Raw genomic sequence first — 18,102 nt, 5'->3', positions numbered from 1 at the left:
CGGTGAGTGTTCGGGACGAGACGTCGGCTGAAGGGCTGGCCGGACTGCTGGCCGCCGAGGCGGGATGGGCGGCCGGGAGCGCGGGGATCGTCGTCCTCAAGGACACGCGGGTGACGGTGGTGCGGGCGGGCGAGGTCGTGGTGAAGGCCCACCCGTCCGAGACGGATGTCGTGGAGCTCGGGGCGCGGCTGGTGGCGGCGGGGGCGTTGCCCGGGGTGTTGCTTGCGCCGCTGTCGGAGCGGGTGCGGCTCGTCGAGGGGCGGCCGGTGACGCTCTGGCCCGCGGGTGAGCCGGTGGATCCCGCCGATCCCGGCGGAGCGCCCTGGGAGGAGGGCGCGGCGCTGCTCGCCCGGCTGCACGCCGCGCCGATCCATCCGCCGTCCCTTCCCCGGCACGGCGGCCCCGCCCGCGTGCGGCGGGCGGTCGCGGCACTGACCGAGCGAGACGACGGTCCGTACGCGAGCGCGGTGCGGACGATCACCGCGGCCTACGCGCAGTCGGATCTCGACGCGATCGGCCACCGCGCGGGCGGGCCGGAGGGGCACGCCGGCGATCGTGCCGGTGGGATGGTGCACGGGGACTGGCATCTCGGGCAGGTCGTGCGGTACGGCGGGCAGTGGGTGCTGATCGACGTGGACGATCTGGGGGTGGGGGTGGCGGCGTGGGATCTGGCGCGGCCGGCGGCGTGGTTCGCGTCCGGGCTGCTGGAGCCGGAGTGGTGGGGGCGGTTCATCGGCGCCTATCTCGCGGCCGGCGGGACGGCGGTTTCGGCGGACGATCCGTGGCGGGAACTCGACGTGCCGGCTCGTGCGTTGACGGTCCAGTTGGCGGCCACGGCGGTGGCGGCGGCGCGCGGGGAGGGTCGTCCGCTCGACGAAGTGGAAGACGCTCTGGTGTCCTCCTGCGGGAGGATCGCCCGGCTCACGTCGTCACGGTAGGGTCGCCGCAAGCCCGTCGAAGGAGACCGACTCAGATGCAGTGTCCTAAGTGCCACGGTTCCATGCGGACCTACAACCGCAATGGTGTCCAGATCGAGCAGTGCGAAAACTGCCGCGGCGTCTTCCTGGACTACGGAGAGCTCGAGACGCTGTCCCGGGTGGAGAACCAGTGGGCGCAGCAGCAGTACGCCCCGCCGCCCGCCCCGCCCGCCGGTCCCGCCTGGGGGGGCTCGCACGGCGGCTACGGCCACCACGGCCACCACCGCAACCGCAGCTGGGTGGGCATGCTCTTCTCCAGCTGACAAGCTCCGTCCGGACTCCACGCGGCGCGGTGGCCCTCGACGGGCCCCGCGCCGCGCCCGTGCCCGGGCTCGCTCAGGTGGGGAAGTCGTCGGGGTCGACGTCGTTGGTGCGGGCGTTGCCCCCCGCCACCGCGTTCAGGGTGATGGTCCAGGTCTTCCAGCGGATGAAGCCGCCGGAGCGGGTGGTGACGAACCCGATCGACTTCTCGAAACGCCTGAAGGAGCAGTCGCGGGTGAAGGCCCGGCGGCCGCGGTCCCAGTCGGCACCGACGGTGTAGTACACGCGGTAGGAGCCGTCGGAGACGCCCCTGACCGTCGTCTTGCGGCCCTTGCGCACGTAGACGCTCGTGCCTTTGGCCTTGCCGCGCACCAGGGTCACCACCGCGTCCTGCGAGCCGCCGTTGTCCACGGTCAGGGTCCCCCGGCCGTTGCGGCTGCCCGAGCGCACCAGCGTGCCGTTGGACAGGCGGCGGCTCTGCTCCTTGGGGGCTTTGACGTCCACGACGTCGGCGGGGTAGTCGCCCTTGGCGGCGAGGTCGTCGCCCGCGGACTTCACCGCGCCGAGGCCGTCGCCCTTGCCGAGCCGGGCCAGCACGGCCGGGGCCGTGCACAGCGAGCGGCCCTCGACCGAGTCGCGCACGCCGTCGAGGTCGCCCTCCAGGCCGCGAAGTGCCGCGACGAGGTCGGAATGCTCGGTGCTGACCTCCGGCGGCGGCACGACCGTCGCGAGACGGTCCACCGCGTCGCCCGCCGCGCTGCGGGCGCGCTCCACCCGCCCGCCGAGGGACTTCAGCGACCGGGACTTGGAGATGTCGCCGAGCGAGGACCCCACGGGCCCCACGGCGGCCTCCAGCGCCGTGCCGTACTCGGCCGGGGTGACACCGGCCGGTGTCTGCGCTCCGGCCCCTGAGCCCGCGCCTCCCACACTGCCGGTCGCGGGCCCGCCCTCCCCGATGACCGGGGGCGTGGTTCCCGAACCGGGACTGCATGCGGCGAGCGCCAGGGTGAGGGCGAGAACGGTGGGTAAGCTCCGGGGGGCGTTCACCTGCCGATGATCGGGGAGTCCCCTGCCGCTGTCAAGGCGCTCGGCGCCCGATACGGCAGAGGTCATACAGCTCGCACCACTTCGGTTAAGTCCTCCGGTCATGCCCCCCGCCCGCCCCGGCACAAGCCGCCGCGTCCATGGCCCGTTCCACCCCGGACACGTTTCCGCCGTAAGCCGGTGCCGAATCCGCCCGCGCCACGACCCATCGCATCGGCGCCGGGGATCGCCGCAGGTCCAGGGGTGCGGAGGGTGGTCCCCCGCACGAGAACACCCCCCCGCCTCGGCGCGCGAAGCGCGCAGTCCGCTTGTGCGACAGCTTTCGCCCATGTCCAGCCCTGCTTTGACCTGGCTGATCACCGCGATGCGGGCATGCCCGGCCGCCATCCCTCGCTTGCGGCATGAGGCGACGCCACCTATCGTGCCAATGTATCGGGCCGATATATCGGGCTGACAATCGCCGTGGCCCGGCTGACCTTTGGGAGCCGCGATGAGACGGATCGACTACGACACGGAGCAGTACCAGAACTACGCGCGTGGACGGGCGCTCACCGAGCGGCAACTGCGGACATGGATCGACGCCTTCGAAGCGGTGCTCCCCGAGCGCCGTCCGCTGGCGGGGCTGGACGTCGGGTCGGGGACCGGCAGGTTCACCCCCGCGCTGGCGCGAGAGTTCGGGCCGGTGACCGGGGTCGAGCCGGCGGTCCGGATGCGCGAGATAGCGCAGGCGCAGTCCTCGCATCCCGGCGTGCGGTATCTGGCAGGCTCCGCCGAGGACATGCCGGTCCCGTCCGGCGGCGCCGACTACGCCCTCATGTTCCTGTCCTGGCACCACGTCCAGGACAAGCCGCGGGCGGTCCGGGAGCTGGCCAGGGTGCTCAAGCCCGCCGGGCGGCTGCTGCTGCGCGCGAATTTCAGCGACCACCATCCCCGCCCGTGGTGGCTGGAGCACTTCCCGCGCGGCCTTGAGGTGGACACCTCGCAGTTCCAGCCGCTGCATGAGGCCATCGCGATGTTCACGTCGGCCGGCTGGCGCGTCACCGGCTTCGGCACGGTCACCGAGCCCTCCACCGGCACCCGCCGTGACATGCTCCAGCGGCTGCGCCTGCGCACCCTCTCGTTCTTCGCGCACCTCGGTCCCAATGAGGTGGAGACCGGCTTCCGCCGCCTGGAGCAGGTCGTCGCCGCCGATCCCGACGCACCGGCGCCTGTCTTCTCCGAGCCGCTCCTCACCCTGGAACGGCACGAGTAACGCCGACCGCCGAGTACGACGGCGACGAGCACGGGTTCAGTCCGTTCGCGCGGGAGACGACCGGTCGGGCCCGGATGGGAGGCGGGGGTGGTCCCGGGTGGTGCGGGGCATCAGGCGGCCGGTGAGTATGGCGGCGGCTATGCCCACGGAGGCTCCGGCCAGGACGTCGCCGGGGTAGTGGACGCCGGTGTAGACGCGGGAGAAGCAGACGGCGCCGGCGGCGACCGCCACGGGGACGGCTATCTCGGGCGGGGCTTCCAGGGCGACGCCGGCGGCGAACGCGGCGGCCGAGGCGGAGTGGCCGGACGGGAAGGAATGGGACGTGGGCACGCGGCCCAGACGGGCCAGCGGGAAGTCGGCGATGGAGGGGCGGTTGCGGGCGAACGCCTGCTTGCCGAGCAGGTTCACCAGCGGGCTGGCCAGGCCGATGGCCAGCAGACCACGGGTGGCGGCGCGCCGCAGCCGGACACGCCCGGTGGACGCCAGCGCCGCCGCGATCCCCGCCCACAGCACCGAGTTGTCCGCGGCCCGCGACAGCGGTGGCAGCACGCGGTCGAACCCCGGCAGATGCGCGCTGGCCACCTGCCGGAACAGTCGCTTGTCCAGCGCGTTGAGCCGCCTTTTGACCCGCCCGCGCAGGCTGGGCCGGAAGACGGCAGGCACGCCGCGCCACGCCCGCCCCGTGTTCGCCCCCTTGGCGAAACCGAGGCGCCACGCGGACGGCTCGGCCGGTACGCGTCCGTGGGCGGCGCGTGCCGCCCCCATCCTGACCGCCACGCGCTCGCGGACGGCGCGGGCCGCGTCCAAGCCGACGGGTTCGCGCTCACGGACGGCGCGGAGGGGATGCCGGCCGGGCGGCTGGGTGGACGGTGGGGGCGTGAGCGTCTCCTGCTCCCGGGGGGTCCCGAGGGGTGGATGGTTGGTGCCTTCGTGCATGACGGGATCAATGCCCAGCGGGGGGCTGGGCAGTCGTCTTAGCGGGTGAGGCGGGACATGTACACGCGGCGGGCCTCGTCGATGTAGGACAGGTGGTCTTCGAGCTGGGCGCGGGTGTGGAGGTCGGCGTGGTCGCGGACCAGTTTTTCCAGGCGGTCGATCCAGTCGAGGCACCAGCGGACGTCTTCGGGTCGGGCGACGCGGCGGCGGGCGACGTCCAGGTAGACGGGGCTGGTGTGGGCGTAGACGCCGGTGAACAGGGACCTCGGGTGGGAGCCGCCGTCGGCCACCGCGACCACGTAGGTGGGGGTGCGGACGACGAACTCGGCGGTGAGTTCGTCCGGCGGGCCTTCGGCGAGGACGCCGTCCGCGGTGCGGATCACCAGGCGCTCGACCTCGGGGCCGACGGCGTGCGCGGTGACGCGGATCCGGTCGCCGGGGCGTGGCTCGACGGTGTCGCCGGGCTCGGCGCCGTCGACGGTGAGCCGCAGGAACGGGCCGGTGGTGGCGAAGGTGCGCCCCCGGCGGACGGCCTCGGCGTACGCGTCGGCGGTGAGCGGCCCGGCGAGCCGGGCGTAGGTGCGTTCCCAGCCGAGCGGGCTGGACACCATCTCCATGCGCTGCCGGGTGAACGACAGCATGGCGTCGGTGCCCGCCACGGCGGCCAGCCGGTTGCCGCCGCCGAGCAGCCGACGGTACACGGACGAGGAGCCCACCGCCGAGGCGTAGTGGAGCACCTCCATGGCGTCCACCAGCCCGAGCGCGGCGTCCACCACGGCCATCCGCGCCGTGCACTGCCGCGCCCCGTCGCCGATGATCTGCTCGGGCGTCTCGATGGGCGTCTTGAAGGCGTGGGCGTACCCGATGACGGCGCCGCGCCGCCGCAGCTCCTCGCAGACGGCGCCGCTCGGCGGCCAGTCGGGCGCCCCGCCGAACCCCGAGTGGTACACACTCGGCGGGGCGGTCGTGCCGAACGCGTGCAGGTGGCCGAGCAGGTCGTTGCGGTACTCGAACCCCATCCGCGCCACGTGCGTGCCGTCCGACCACGGAAGGTCCTGCCCGGCCCAGTGCTCCAGCGCCTCGCGGTCGAACACGCGGTCCCCGGCGATGTTGGACGCCAGCAGGTTGAGCACGTGGAGGTCCTCGCCGTGCTGCATGGCGGCGGCCATGGCGGGCGTGGCGACCACGTCCCCGGCGAAGTTGAGGTGCACGTGCAGGTCCGCGCCGTACCAGCCGCCGGCCGCGGCGTCGTACAGCCGCTCGGGGGCCAGCTCGACCAGGGTCTCCCCCGCCGGGGCGGGCGTGACGGCGGTCTCGGCGATGCCGTACTCCATGCCGCGGGTCACCCGGACGGTGAGCGGCCCGGCGGGCACCTCCAGGAGCAGGTCGTCGCCGTGGAAGTAGGGGGTGCCGTGGTAGTCGCGGCGCGGCGGGGCGCCCGGCGGGTACCAGCCCTGGCCGTCCTCGCTCCACACGCTCCACCGGCAGGGGAACCCGGCGCGCAGCCGCAGCCGAACGGACGGCGCGGGGCGGGTGAGCGTGCCGAGGGCGAGGCGGGTGCCGCCGGCGGTGACCTCGGTGGCGGTGTCGACGTCCAGCAGGCGGGCGCCGCCGGGCGGCAGCCGCACCTCCTGCCCGCCGACGCCCGCCTCGGCCTCGCCGGGGCCGGCGTTGTCCAGCAGCAGTGCCAGCGGCATCGGCCGTCCGTCGAGCACGGTGACCGGCCTGCCGGTCAGGCGGGGCCCGGACGGCGTGAGGCGCACCACCGCGAGCCCGTCCGGCGGGTCGCCGCCGACGGCGTCGCGCAGCACCTCGTCGAAGTCGAGGTCCAGCACCCGCGTGCCGTGCTCGGCCGCCGAGGCGTCCGGTTCCTGGGCCCGCACCCGGGCGAAGGCCGCGCGGAAGAAGGCCTCCTCGCTGACGAACCGGGACAGGCTCATCAGCCGCACGTACGGGATCAGGGGCTCGCCCCAGCCCATGCCGTACTCGGCCAGCGAGGCGCGGTAGGCGCCGAGCGCCCGTGCCACTGACCGTGGAAGCATCGGATCGCCGCTCATCGTGCACCTCCTGTGACCGGACGTGTCGTAATGGTGACACCACCGGGGTCCACGGGAGGGTGAGGATGCCTTCGGCCGGCAATGGAAATCTTCTACTCGGTTGGCTCTCTGTCCCGATCGGAGGGGATCTTTGACACCGGGGGCGCACCGGAGCCGAGTGCGGCTGTGAAGGCCGCCAGCACCCGGTCGGCCGCCAGCGCGGGGGTGAGGGTGCCGTTCAGCACCTCGCGCTCCGCCTCGGCGGCGACGGCCGCGACCGAGGCGTCCTCGGCCAGGCGGGCCAGCAGCCGGTCGCGCACCAGCGTGCGGGTCCAGCCGACCTGCTGGCGGCGGCGCTTGCCCGCGAGCTCGCCGGACGACTCCAGCAGGTCCTGGTGGCGCACGATGTGCCGCCACAGCTCGGAAAGGCCGGTGCCCTCCATCCCGCTGCAGGTCAGCACCGGGACGTCCCATCCGCCGCCGGGGCCGCGCAGCAGCCGCAGCGCGCCGGCCAGCTCGCGGGCGGCCCGGCGGGCGTCCGTCTCGTGCGGCCCGTCGGCCTTGTTCACCGCGATGACGTCGGCCAGCTCCAGCACGCCCTTCTTGATGCCCTGGAGCTGGTCGCCGGTCCTCGCCAGGGCGAGCAGCAGGAAGGTGTCCACCATCTCGGCGACCGCGGTCTCCGACTGGCCGACGCCGACGGTCTCGACCAGCACGACGTCGAACCCGGCCGCCTCGACCACCACCATCGCCTCCCGGGTGGCCTTGGTGACGCCGCCGAGGGTGCCCGAGGTCGGCGAGGGCCTGATGAACGCGGCGGGGTCGGTGGCCAGGCGGGCCATCCGGGTCTTGTCGCCGAGGATGCTGCCGCCGGTCCGGGTGGACGACGGGTCGACGGCGAGCACCGCGACCCGGTGCCCCTCCCCGGTCAGGTGGACGCCGAGCGCGTCGATGAACGTCGACTTGCCGACGCCGGGCACGCCGGTGACGCCGACCCGCCTGGCCTTGCCCGCCAGCGGGGTCAGCTCGACGAGCAGCCGCTGGGCGAGCTCGCGGTGGTCGGCCCGGGTGGACTCCACGAGCGTGATGGCCCGGGCGATCCAGCCCACCGAACCGGCCCGCACGCCGTGGAGGTATTCGTCGAGACGCGGCATGCCGGGGCTCAAGACGCGGCGTGTCCGAGCCGGGCGGACAGGTCGCGCAGCAGGTCCAGCGCGGCGTCGGCGATGACCGTGCCGGGCGGGAAGACCGCGGCGGCTCCCGCGGCGCGCAGCGCCGGGATGTCGTCCGGCGGGATCACCCCGCCCACGACGATCATGATGTCGTCCCGGCCCAGCTCGGCGAGCTTGTCGCGCAGCTCGGGCACCAGGGCCATGTGACCGGCCGCCAGCGAGGACACCCCGACGATGTGCACGTCGGCCTCCACGGCCTGGCGCGCCACCTCGGCGGGCGTCTGGAACAGGGGGCCCACGTCCACGTCGAACCCGAGGTCGGCGAAGGCGGTGGCGATGACCTTCTGGCCGCGGTCGTGCCCGTCCTGGCCGATCTTGGCGACCAGGATGCGGGGACGGCGGCCCTCCTCGCGCTGGAACGCGGCGCAGGCCGCGCGGGCGTTCTCGATGCCGGCGGAGTCTCCCGCCTCGTCGCGGTACACGCCCGTGATGGTACGGACCTGGCCGGCGTGCCGCCCGAAGACCTTCTCCAGCGCGTCGGAGATCTCCCCGACGGTGGCCATGGCCCTGGCCGCGTCCACCGCGAGGGCGAGCAGGTTGCCGTCCCCGGCGGCGCCCCGGGTGAGGGCGTCGAGCGCGGCGTCGCAGGCCGCCTGGTCGCGCTCGGCCCGCAGGCGGCGCAGGCCCTCGATCTGCTCGGCGCGCACGGCCGAGTTGTCGACCCGCAGCACCTCGATCGGCTCGTCGGCCGCCGGGCGGTACTTGTTGACCCCGATCACCGGCTGCCTGCCGGAGTCGATGCGGGCCTGGGTGCGGGCGGCGGCCTCCTCGATGCGCAGCTTGGGCAGCCCGGCGTCGATGGCCTTGGCCATACCGCCGGCCCGCTCCACCTCCTCGATGTGCTCCCACGCCCGGCCGGCCAGCTCGGCGGTGAGCCGCTCGACGTACGCGCTGCCGCCCCAGGGGTCGATCACCCGGCAGGTGCCCGACTCCTGCTGGAGCAGCAGCTGGGTGTTGCGCGCGACGCGGGCGGAGAAGTCGGTGGGCAGGGCCAGCGCCTCGTCCAGGGCGTTGGTGTGCAGCGACTGGGTGTGGCCCTGGGTGGCGGCCATGGCCTCCACGCAGGTGCGGACCACGTTGTTGAACACGTCCTGGGCGGTCAGGGACCAGCCGGAGGTCTGGCTGTGGGTGCGCAGCGACAGCGACTTGGGGTCGGCGGCGCCGAAGCCGCGCACGATGCGGGCCCACAGCAGGCGGGCGGCGCGGAGCTTGGCGACCTCCATGAAGAAGTTCATGCCGATGCACCAGAAGAACGACAGCCGCGGCGCGAACGCGTCGATGCCGAGGCCCGCGCCGACCCCGGCGCGGAGGTACTCGACGCCGTCGGCGAGGGTGTAGGCGAGCTCCAGGTCGCAGGTGGCCCCGGCCTCCTGGATGTGGTAGCCGGAGATCGAGATGGAGTTGAACTTCGGCATCCGCTCGGAGGTGTAGCCGAAGATGTCGGAGATGATCCGCATCGACGGGCCGGGCGGGTAGATGTAGGTGTTGCGGACCATGAACTCTTTGAGGATGTCGTTCTGGATGGTCCCCGCCAGCTTCTCCGGCGGCACCCCCTGCTCCTCGGCGGCCACGATGTACAGCGCGAGCACGGGCAGCACGGCGCCGTTCATGGTCATCGACACGCTCATGCGGTCCAGCGGGATGCCGTCGAACAGCCGCCGCATGTCGTAGATCGAGTCGATCGCCACGCCCGCCATGCCGACGTCGCCCGCGACGCGGGGGTGGTCGGAGTCGTAGCCGCGGTGGGTGGCGAGGTCGAACGCCACCGACAGGCCCTTCTGCCCCGCGGCGAGGTTGCGGCGGTAGAAGGCGTTGGAGTCGCGGGCGGTGGAGAACCCGGCGTACTGCCTGATGGTCCAGGGCTGGTTGACGTACATCGTCGGGTAGGGGCCGCGCAGGTACGGCGCGACGCCGGGGTAGCCGGGCAGGTGGTCCAGGCCCTGGAGGTCGGCGGCGGTGTACAGGTGCTTGACCGCGATGCCCTCGGGGGTCTCCCACACGGCGGGGTCGGCGCCGGTCAGCTCCCGGACGGCCGCCTCCCAGCGCTCCGGCGCGGTGTCCGGCGCCCCGGAGTCCAGGGCGACGGCGGTGAAGTCGGGGATCACGGGGCCACTCCCAGGTCGTCGAACGTCGTGTTCAGCGCGGCGAGCGCGTCGCATCCGGCGTGCACGGTGGCGTCCACCCCGTCGTGACGGCCGCGGCCCGCCAGCCAGACGCGTTTCGCCCCTGCCCCGCGCAGCGCGGCGGCGACGGCGGAGGCGTGCTCGGCGTAGAGCGCGTCGCTGGAGCACAGGCACGCCACGGTGGTCCCGGCCTGGCGGAACGCCGCGGCGATCTCCGCGGGGTCGGTGCCCGTGCCGCCGGTCACGGTGGCGAGGCCGCCCGCCTGGAAGAGGTTGGCGGCGAACGACGCCCTGGCGGTGTGCGCGGCGACCGGGCCGATGGTGGCGAGGAACACCGCCGGGCGGGTGGGCGCGCGGTCGGCGCGGTCCCGCAGGTCCTCGAAGCCCCGCGCGTAGTGCACCCGGGGCAGGCCGCCGCCCGCGGGACGGGGGGCGGGCTCGCGGACGGGCAGGCGTTCGTCCAGGTTGGGGAACTCGCTGACCCCGGTGAGGGGGGCGGCGCGGTGGGCGATGTCGCGGGACCTGCGCTCCCAGGTGGCGGCGAGGCGCTCGGGGATCAGCCGGTCCAGGGCGGCCTCGGCGCCGCCCGCGCGCTCGATCTCCTGGAACCACTCCCAGGCGCGCCCGGCCAGGTCGGCGGTGAGCCGCTCGACGTACCAGGACCCGCCGGCCGGGTCGATCACCCGGGCCACCCCGGCCTCCTCGACCAGCAGGGCGTGGGTGTTGCGGGCGATGCGCCGGGCGAAGGCGTCGGGCAGGCCGAGGCGCGCGTCGAACGGCTGGACGGTGACGGCGTCCGCGCCGCCGACGCCCGCGGCGAAGCAGGCCAGCGTGGTGCGCAGCATGTTCACCCACGGGTCGCGGGCGGTCATCATCGCCGAGGACGTGACGGCGTGCTGCACCTGTCCGGCGCCGTCGTGCACGCCGCAAGCCTCGGCGACCCTGGCCCACAGGCGCCGCGCGGCGCGGAACTTGGCGATGGTGAGGAACTGGTCGGCGGTGGCGGCGTACCGGAACGCGATCTGCTCGAACGCCTCCCGTTCGGTCAGCCCGGCATCGGTGAGGACGCGCAGGTAGGCGACGCCGGTGGCGATCGAGCAGCCGAGCTCCTCGGCGTCGGCGCCGCCGGCGTCGTGGTACGGCGTGGCGTCGATGGTGATCGCGCGCAGGCCGTGCTCCGCGGCGAGTCCGGCGAGGGCGGGGAGGTCCAGCGGGGCCGTGGCCCCGGTGCGGGCCCGCAGGCCGATCGGGTCGGCGCCGAGGTTCCCGCCGGGGGCGGCGCCCTTGGGGGCCGCCAGCCGGAGGTACGTCGCGGCGGCCTCGGCGGTGCGGGCGCCCGCGTCCAGGACGACCGGCGCGAGGTCGAGCAGGACGCCGTCCAGCACCTCGGGGAGCGCGGCGGGATCCAGGCCGTCGTCGCCGAGGACCAGCCAGAGGGAGGTGACGCCGTTCTCCAGGTCGGCGAGCACGGCCTCGCGGGAGGTCGCGGGGTCGGGGTGGGCGTGCCGCTGGCGGACGTCCCAGCCGGGCTCCGCGCCGCTCACCGGCCGGCCGCCCCGGACGTAGGGGGCGAAACCCGGTAGGCCCGGGTCGACGGGCAGGTCGCCCGGGTCGTACAGCGGCCGCACCACAACGCCGTCGTAGGTCGTGTAGGCCAGGGCCTCCTCGGGGGATCCGGCCTCGGCCCCGGATCTGCGGAGCACGGCGGCGGCCAGCCGCCGCCACTCCTCCCGCGTCGCGGCCGGGAAACCGGGATCCGGCCGTAGCCGGTCAGGCTGCACCGTCATGTCCTGGATGCTAAGCGTTGCGCGGCCCCGTGGAGCCGCCGGGGCGCCCACGACACGAAGATCGCGGCGATCCCGCCCATCCCGGACGGAAAGCGCACCGCGTACGCCCCCGAGCCCACGTTATCGCCCGCGTCCCCCGGCCAACGGCACCGCCCCGCGTCCCCCGCCCGGCGGCACCGCCCCGCGTCCCCCGCCCGGCGGCACCCGCCCGGCGGCACCGGCCCGCGTTCCCCGGCCACGGCCCGTGCCCGCCCGTCCGCGGGGCACGCGGCTCAGGGGCCGGGCACGCGAACGCCGCCGTCCCGGAGCGGGGGCGGCGGCGGGCGGTGTACGCGGGAGAAAGGTCAGGTGATGGGGGCCTCGAAGGCGGCGTTCCAGGTGAGGCGGCCGACGACGCCGTCGTCGTCGAGGCCCTGCTGCTGCTGGAAGCCGATGCACACGTCCCGGGACTGCTCGCCGTAGGCGCCGTCCACGTCGATGGTCCAGCCGCGCTTGTCCATCTGGCCCTGCCAGGTGCGCACGTCCTCGCCGCGCATGACCGGCGGGTACTTCAGCAGCCGTCCGGACCACTTGGGGTGCTGCTCGCCGGGCGGCCCGGGGTCGGGGTCGCCGCCGGGGCGCGGGGCGCCCTTCTTGACCCAGGCGTACAGCTCCGCGCCGGGGCACTCGGTGGCGTACCCGTCGCGGTGGCCCTTGATCTCCCGGCCGGCGCCGCCCTCGGCGCGAAGGTACTCGATCGCGTCGACGATGCCGTGCAGCATGGCGTCCGGCGGCTTGACCAGCCCCGTGTTGCCGACCAGCCCGAGCACGGCGTAGTGCCCGGAGTTGAGGCCCGGCCCGTTGGCGGCGGGCAGGTGGTGCGGGCCGCGCCCGACGAACACCTTGCGGTGCGGGCAGGCCACCATCGAGTAGCCGATGTCCATCCAGCCGTTCCCGTCCATGTGCTGGTTCTGGATGGACTTCACCACGGCGACGCACCTGGCGTGGTCGTTGACGATCGCCGGGTCGACCCGGCCGCCGGTGTAGTGCACCTTGACGCCCTTGGTGGACGAAAGATTCGAATAGGAGCCGCGCGGCGCCCGGGCACCCCAGGCATTGCGCGTCACGAGGTCGATGGCCACGAACTTCTCCAGGGGGAAACGGACGTTGCAGAACTTTTAACCCACTGTCCCGATCAGGGACCCGCAAACCGCATATAACGGATCACAGTGGATCGAATCCGTATGACTACCCTAACCATTGCGGCTAACCACTAAGTACAGGTTCCGCGATGTGCAGCAGCCATATACCGAGATTAACGGGTATATGGCGGCGTATTAGATCGATCCATCGGCTCGGCGGCCGACCCTCCGGAATCAGCCTCGTCCCCCCAGAACGGGCCGGAAAGCCCTAGGCCACGAAACAACGCCCGCGCCTCGTCCGGGGTGCGCCGGCGGTACCCCCGGGTCATGCGCCCGGCGTACCACCGGGTGGCGAGCAGCCACAACGTGCGCATGTCCAGCAGCACCCCCCGCGGATACCGCGTCTCACGCAGCCAGCGGCCCACGTGCTCCTCCGAGCAGAACAGCGACTGGTGCCCGCAGGCGAACATCACGTCGTCCCACATGCGCGGGATCGGCACCAGGAAGTGGGCCACCAGGGAGGCGGCGGGGGGCGCGTCGGGGCTCACGTCCAGCGCCACCGCCCGCCCGCAGCCGGGGCAGTGGGTCGCCACCAGGCACGGCTCGCCGACCAGCGCGGGGATCGCGAACGAGTCCCAGGCGCAGCCGCCCCACCACATCACCTCGCGGCCCGCCACCACGAAGCCGAGCGGGACCGCCGACCACGGGTGGGCCATCACGATCCGCCGCCGCGCGCCGTCCAGCACCAGCAGATGCGCCTCGTGCAACCCCCGCAGCGCGCCGAGAGCTACCTCCGGCTCGGCGCCGAACTCGGCGGCCACCTCCTCGGGGGACGGTGGCGACCCCCGCTCGGCGAACCGCCGGTAGACGAACATCCGCACGTCGGCCAGATCGAGCATGCGGGGCCTTTACCCATCCTGACCTCGGTCGATGCGGCGCCGCCCGCCCCCGGGGGAACCGCCCCCCGGATACGTAAACCATCCGATGTGCCGCACAGACCCCCAAAGCACAATCGGCCAGGTGGTCACTCCGACACCGGCAGAACCCGGCCTCATCAACTTCCGCCGCTGGAGCGGCGTCGTCCCGGCGGAGGACGGCGTGACCACCTATCTCGATCCCTTCGGCACCGAGACCACCACCTGGCCGTACACGCGGTGGACCTCCGCGGAGCAGGAGATCGGCTTCCCCGCCACCCAGCTCGTCCCCTCGTGGACCGCGTCCGCCCCCAAGGGCTCCTGGCTGCGGGTCGAGCTGCGCGCGCGCACCGCGACCGGCGAGACGACCAAGTGGTACGACATGGGGCGCTGGGCCGAGGGCGGCGACGACATCCACCGCACGTCGCTGCCCGGTCAGGGCGACGAGCACGGCGACGTGGCGGTCGACACCTTCGTCGCCACCCGGCCGGTGACCGCGTACCGGCTGCGGCTCACGCTGCACGGCACCGGGGCGGCCGTGCACTGCGCGGGGGTCATGGCCTCGGCCGTGCCCGGACGTGCCTCGGTGCCGCCGAGCGCGCCGGGCGAGGGGCGGGGGGCCGAGCTGGACGTGCCGCCCCACTCGCAGCGGATCCACGCCGGGCACCACCCCCAGTGGGGCGGCGGGGGCGAGGCGTGGTGCAGCCCGGCCTCCATGACCATGGTCCTGCGGTACTGGGGACGGGGGCCGGAGCCCACCGAGCTGGCCTTCGTGGACCCCGCCGACCCGTGCCCCGCCGTGGACCACGCCGCCCGCGACATGTACGACCACAGCTACCAGGGCACCGGGAACTGGCCCTTCGGCGTCGCCTACGCCGGGCGGTACGGGCTGCGGGGACTGGTCACCCGGCTGCGCTCGCTGCGGGAGATGGAACGGTTCATCCTGGCGGGCGTGCCGGTCATCACCTCGCAGTCGTTCAAGGAGCACGAGCTCCCGGGCTCGGGGTACTCCACCCGCGGCCATATCATGGTGGTGACCGGGTTCACCGCCGAGGGCGATGTGATCGCCAACGATCCGGCGGGACCGTCCGACGAGACGGTCAAGAGAACCTATCCCCGGGCAGCGTTCGAGAACGTCTGGTTACGCGGCACGGGGAGCGCGGGAATCGTCCATGTCGTCCACCCGCCCGGCATCGCGCTACCACCTTCAGAGGGCAACTGGTGATCCCTTCTCCCATCACGGCCGACGACGTCGCGCGCGTGGACGACCGCCCCCAGTGGGTGGAGATCGTCCCGGTGCCCGGCGGCGAGGAGATCTGGTGGGACGAGCCCCGGCCCGCCGAGGGCGGGCGGCGCTGCGTCGTGCGGCGCGAGGTGTCCGGCGCCGTGCGGGACGTGCTGCCACGGGGCTGGAACGCCCGCAACCGGGTGATCGAGTACGGCGGGCGCTCCTGGCGCCCGCTGCCCGGCGGCGGCCTGGTGTTCACCCACTGGGACGACCGGCGGCTGTACCAGCTCTCCCCCGGCGGCGAGCCCGAGCCGCTGACCCCGCCCGGCCCCGACCGGTACGCCGACCTGATGGTGCGCGGCGGCGAGGTCTGGTGCGTGCGGGAGACCGACGAGCGGCGCCAGGTGGTGGCGGTGCCGCTGGACGGCGGCCCGGCCCGGGAGGTCGTGACGGCCCACCACTTCGTGATGAACCCCAGGGTGTCCCCCGGCGGCCGGTGGATCGCCTGGATCGGCTGGGACCACCCGGCCATGCCGTGGGACGGCACCGAGCTGTGCGTGGCGCCGCTGCGCGCCGACGGCACCGCGGGGCCGCACCACGTGGTGGCGGGCGGCCCGGCCGAGGCGGTGGCGCAGGCCGAGTGGCGCGACGAGGGCGCGCTGTACGCGGTGACCGACCCGACGGGCTGGTGGAACCTCCACCTGGTCCCGCTGGACGGCGGCCCGGCGCGGAACCTCGCGGACATGCCGCTGGAGTTCGGTGACGCCGCCTGGAAGCTCGGCTACACCTGGTTCGCCCCGGCGGGCGACCGGGTCGCCGTGATCTACGGCACGGCGGGCGGGCGGCGCCTCGCCGTGCTGGACCCGGCCACCGGCGAGATCGCCGACCTCGGCGACCCGTACACCTACTGGGCGCCCACCCTGTCGGTGTCCCCCGGCGGGACGGCCGTCGCGGGGGTGGGCGCGACGCCGTACCGGCCGTTCGAGGTGGTGGTGACCGACCTCGCCACCGGCGAGCACCAGGTGGTGTCGCCGCCCAAGCGGCTGCCTCCCGCCGAGGCCCTGCCGTGCCCCGAGGCGATGGTCTTCGACGGCGTGCACGCCCACGTGTACCCCCCGGCCGGGGGCGGCCCCGCCCCGTACGCGATCTTCGTGCACGGCGGGCCGACCGGCGCGAGCCCGCTGGTGTTCGACCTGGAGGCCGCGTACTTCACCAGCAGGGGCATCGGCGTGGCGCAGGTCAACTACGGCGGCTCCACAGGGTACGGCCGGGCCTACCGCGAGCGGCTGCGCCACCGGTGGGGCGTGGTGGACGTGCGCGACAGCGAGACCGTGGCGCGCGGGCTGGCCGCCGCCGGACTCGCCGACCCCGCGCGGATCGCCATCAGGGGCGGCAGCGCGGGCGGCTGGACGGCCCTCGCCGCGCTCACCCACAGCACCGTGTTCCGCGGCGCGGTCGCGCGGTACGCCATCACCGACCCCGAGGCCTGGGCCGGGGAGACCCACGACTTCGAGTCCCGCTACCTGGACGGGCTGATCGGCCCGCTGCCCGGGACGCGCCGGCGGTACCTGGACCGCTCGCCCACCCTGCACGCCGCCCGGGCGTCCGGACCGGCCCTGCTGCTGCACGGCCTGGAGGACGCCATCGTGGACCACGGGCAGGCCGAACGCTTCCTCGCCGCGCTGGACGCCTCCGGGGGCCGGTGGGCCTACCTGACCTTTCCCGGGGAACAGCACGGCTGGAGGAAGAAGGAGACCATCGTCGCGGCACTGGAGGCAGAGCTCGCGTTCTACGGGCTCATCTTCGACGTCCCCACTCCCGAGGTGCCGCCGCTGACCCTGAAGGGAAGAACGTGAACGAGGTGGCGGGCATCTGCTCGGACCTGCTCAGAATCAACACCACCAACGACGGCACGCCGGGCGGTCCAGGAGAACGCACGGCGGCCGAGTACGTCGCGGGGCTGCTGGCCGAGGCCGGTGTCGAAGCGGAGATCTTCGAGTCCGCGCCCCGCCGCACCAGCGTCGTCGCCCGGATCCCCGGCGAGGACCCCGACGGCCTGCTGATCCACGGGCACCTGGACGTGGTGCCCGCCGACCCCGCCGAGTGGCGCATCCACCCGTTCTCCGGCGAGATCGAGGACGGTTGCGTGCACGGGCGCGGCGCGGTCGACATGAAGGGCACCCTGTCCATGACCCTGGCGCTGGTCCGCCGGTGGGCCCGCGAGGGGCGGCGGCCGAAGCGGGACGTCGTGCTGGCGTTCCTCGCCGACGAGGAGGCCACCGGCGAGTACGGCGCGGGGTACGCCGTCACCCGGCGCCGCGAGCTGTTCGAGGGCTGCACCGAGGCGATCAGCGAGTCCGGCGGCTTCAGCGTCACCGTCCCCGGCGGCGCGGACGGCACGGACGGCGCGTCCCGGCGGGTCTACCCGGTCGCGGTGGGCGAGCGCGGCACGGCCTGGATGAAGGTCACGGCGCACGGCGTGGCCGGGCACGGGTCCAAGCCGCCGGTGGACAACCCCGTGGCCGAGCTGTGCCGGGCGCTGGCCCGGATCGCCGACCACCGCTGGCCGGTGCGGCTCACCCCGGCGGTCGCCACGCTCATCGCCGACCTCGGCAAGGCGCTCGGCACCACCGTCGACCTGGACCGGCTGGACGAGGAGGCCGTCCGGCTCGGCCGGGCGGGCACGCTGTTCAAGGGCGTCATCCGCAACTCGGCCAACCCCACCATGCTGAACGCCGGCTACAAGGTGAACGTCATCCCCGGGACCGCCGAGGCGCAGGTCGACGGCCGTTTCCTGCCCGGCTTCCGCGACGAGTTCCTCGCGACGATCGACGAGCTGCTCGGCCCGAAGATCACCCGCGAGTTCGTCACCTCCGACGACGCCGTCGCCTCCCCCACGACGGGCCTGTTCGACGACCTGTGCACCGCCCTGACGGCCGAGGACCCCGGGGCCCGCCCGGTGCCGTACGTCATGACCGGCGGCACCGACGCCAAGTCCTTCGCGAAGATCGGCATCCGCGGCTACGGCTTCGCGCCGCTGCTGCTGGACCCGGGGCTGGACTACTTCGGCATGTTCCACGGCGTGGACGAGCGCGTCCCGGTCGCGGGGCTGGAGTTCGGCGTCCGCGTGCTGGACCGCCTGCTGACCGCCCCCGCCTGAGCGGACGGGAACCGCGCCGCACCCGCGGCGC

14 protein-coding genes are annotated in these 18,102 nt (G+C 74.2%); 6 read left to right on the top strand and 8 right to left on the bottom strand.

The genetic code is table 11. The features are described 5' to 3' along the window. The first annotated feature begins 2 nt into the window (after nucleotides 1–2). Complete coding sequence (locus ACFP1K_RS05200; protein WP_380747432.1) at nucleotides 3–938, top strand: aminoglycoside phosphotransferase family protein; 936 nt, start codon at nucleotides 3–5, stop codon at nucleotides 936–938. A 35-nt stretch (nucleotides 939–973) separates the two neighbouring features. Further along, entirely contained in the window at nucleotides 974–1,240 is a 267-nt protein-coding gene (locus tag ACFP1K_RS05195) for a TFIIB-type zinc ribbon-containing protein (protein WP_380747430.1), read from the top strand. Between the two features lie 73 nt (nucleotides 1,241–1,313). Here the strand turns inward: ACFP1K_RS05195 and ACFP1K_RS05190 are convergent, their stop codons facing one another. Then, nucleotides 1,314–2,285 (bottom strand): hypothetical protein, encoded by a 972-nt coding sequence (locus tag ACFP1K_RS05190; protein ID WP_380747428.1) that lies wholly within the window; start codon nucleotides 2,283–2,285, stop codon nucleotides 1,314–1,316. A 487-nt stretch (nucleotides 2,286–2,772) separates the two neighbouring features. Here ACFP1K_RS05190 and ACFP1K_RS05185 point away from each other — a divergent pair, with 487 nt between their 5' ends. Next, nucleotides 2,773–3,534 carry a class I SAM-dependent methyltransferase gene (locus ACFP1K_RS05185; protein WP_380747426.1) on the top strand — a complete coding sequence of 254 codons (762 nt, stop codon included), beginning with the start codon at nucleotides 2,773–2,775 and terminating at the stop codon, nucleotides 3,532–3,534. A gap of 36 nt (nucleotides 3,535–3,570) precedes the next feature. Here the strand turns inward: ACFP1K_RS05185 and ACFP1K_RS05180 are convergent, their stop codons facing one another. The 7 genes from ACFP1K_RS05180 to merB form a co-directional block, all read right to left on the bottom strand. Continuing rightward, on the bottom strand, nucleotides 3,571–4,470 hold the full coding sequence (locus tag ACFP1K_RS05180) for a phosphatase PAP2 family protein (RefSeq protein WP_380747423.1): 900 nt from the start codon (nucleotides 4,468–4,470) through the stop codon (nucleotides 3,571–3,573). Nucleotides 4,471–4,508: 38 nt separating this feature from the next. Continuing rightward, nucleotides 4,509–6,512 (bottom strand): CehA/McbA family metallohydrolase, encoded by a 2,004-nt coding sequence (locus tag ACFP1K_RS05175; RefSeq protein WP_380747421.1) that lies wholly within the window; start codon nucleotides 6,510–6,512, stop codon nucleotides 4,509–4,511. Nucleotides 6,513–6,619: 107 nt separating this feature from the next. Next, nucleotides 6,620–7,660, bottom strand: coding sequence for a methylmalonyl Co-A mutase-associated GTPase MeaB (gene meaB / locus ACFP1K_RS05170; protein ID WP_380747419.1), 1,041 nt, complete (start codon nucleotides 7,658–7,660; stop codon nucleotides 6,620–6,622). 8 nt (nucleotides 7,661–7,668) lie between these two features. After that, entirely contained in the window at nucleotides 7,669–9,843 is a 2,175-nt protein-coding gene (gene scpA, locus ACFP1K_RS05165) for a methylmalonyl-CoA mutase (protein WP_380747417.1), read from the bottom strand. Then, on the bottom strand, nucleotides 9,840–11,648 hold the full coding sequence (locus tag ACFP1K_RS05160; protein WP_380747415.1) for a methylmalonyl-CoA mutase family protein: 1,809 nt from the start codon (nucleotides 11,646–11,648) through the stop codon (nucleotides 9,840–9,842). The genes scpA and ACFP1K_RS05160 overlap by 4 nt, the downstream gene beginning before the upstream one ends. A gap of 344 nt (nucleotides 11,649–11,992) precedes the next feature. Next, the gene (locus tag ACFP1K_RS05155; protein ID WP_380747413.1) at nucleotides 11,993–12,769 is read right to left on the bottom strand and encodes a peptidoglycan recognition protein family protein; all 777 of its coding nucleotides are present in this window, start codon (nucleotides 12,767–12,769) and stop codon (nucleotides 11,993–11,995) included. A 173-nt stretch (nucleotides 12,770–12,942) separates the two neighbouring features. Continuing rightward, entirely contained in the window at nucleotides 12,943–13,668 is a 726-nt protein-coding gene (gene merB, locus ACFP1K_RS05150) for an organomercurial lyase (RefSeq protein WP_380747411.1), read from the bottom strand. Between the two features lie 121 nt (nucleotides 13,669–13,789). On the opposite strand from merB, the gene ACFP1K_RS05145 reads away from it, so the two are divergent. The 3 genes from ACFP1K_RS05145 to ACFP1K_RS05135 are packed head-to-tail and all read left to right on the top strand — an operon-like array spanning nucleotide 13,790 to nucleotide 18,071. Further along, entirely contained in the window at nucleotides 13,790–14,908 is a 1,119-nt protein-coding gene (locus ACFP1K_RS05145) for a C39 family peptidase (RefSeq protein ID WP_380747409.1), read from the top strand. Continuing rightward, complete coding sequence (locus ACFP1K_RS05140; RefSeq protein WP_380747407.1) at nucleotides 14,905–16,767, top strand: S9 family peptidase; 1,863 nt, start codon at nucleotides 14,905–14,907, stop codon at nucleotides 16,765–16,767. The genes ACFP1K_RS05145 and ACFP1K_RS05140 overlap by 4 nt, the downstream gene beginning before the upstream one ends. Next, entirely contained in the window at nucleotides 16,764–18,071 is a 1,308-nt protein-coding gene (locus tag ACFP1K_RS05135) for a M20/M25/M40 family metallo-hydrolase (protein WP_380747405.1), read from the top strand. Before ACFP1K_RS05140 ends, ACFP1K_RS05135 begins: the two co-directional genes overlap by 4 nt. Nucleotides 18,072–18,102 lie beyond the last annotated feature (31 nt).

It is taken from the genome of Sphaerisporangium aureirubrum (assembly GCF_042658925.1).
Taxonomy (GTDB): Bacteria; Actinomycetota; Actinomycetes; order Streptosporangiales; family Streptosporangiaceae; genus Sphaerisporangium; species Sphaerisporangium aureirubrum.
This window is presented reverse-complemented; position numbering and strand designations above follow the sequence as displayed.

Coding starts and splice junctions, on each gene's coding strand:
- ACFP1K_RS05185 (WP_380747426.1), top strand. CDS start 2,773: ATGAGACGGATCGACTACGACACGGAGCAGTACCAGAACTACGCGCGT.
- ACFP1K_RS05160 (WP_380747415.1), bottom strand. CDS start 11,648: ATGACGGTGCAGCCTGACCGGCTACGGCCGGATCCCGGTTTCCCGGCC.
- meaB (WP_380747419.1), bottom strand. CDS start 7,660: ATGCCGCGTCTCGACGAATACCTCCACGGCGTGCGGGCCGGTTCGGTG.
- merB (WP_380747411.1), bottom strand. CDS start 13,668: ATGCTCGATCTGGCCGACGTGCGGATGTTCGTCTACCGGCGGTTCGCC.
- ACFP1K_RS05175 (WP_380747421.1), bottom strand. CDS start 6,512: ATGCTTCCACGGTCAGTGGCACGGGCGCTCGGCGCCTACCGCGCCTCG.
- ACFP1K_RS05180 (WP_380747423.1), bottom strand. CDS start 4,470: ATGCACGAAGGCACCAACCATCCACCCCTCGGGACCCCCCGGGAGCAG.
- ACFP1K_RS05195 (WP_380747430.1), top strand. CDS start 974: ATGCAGTGTCCTAAGTGCCACGGTTCCATGCGGACCTACAACCGCAAT.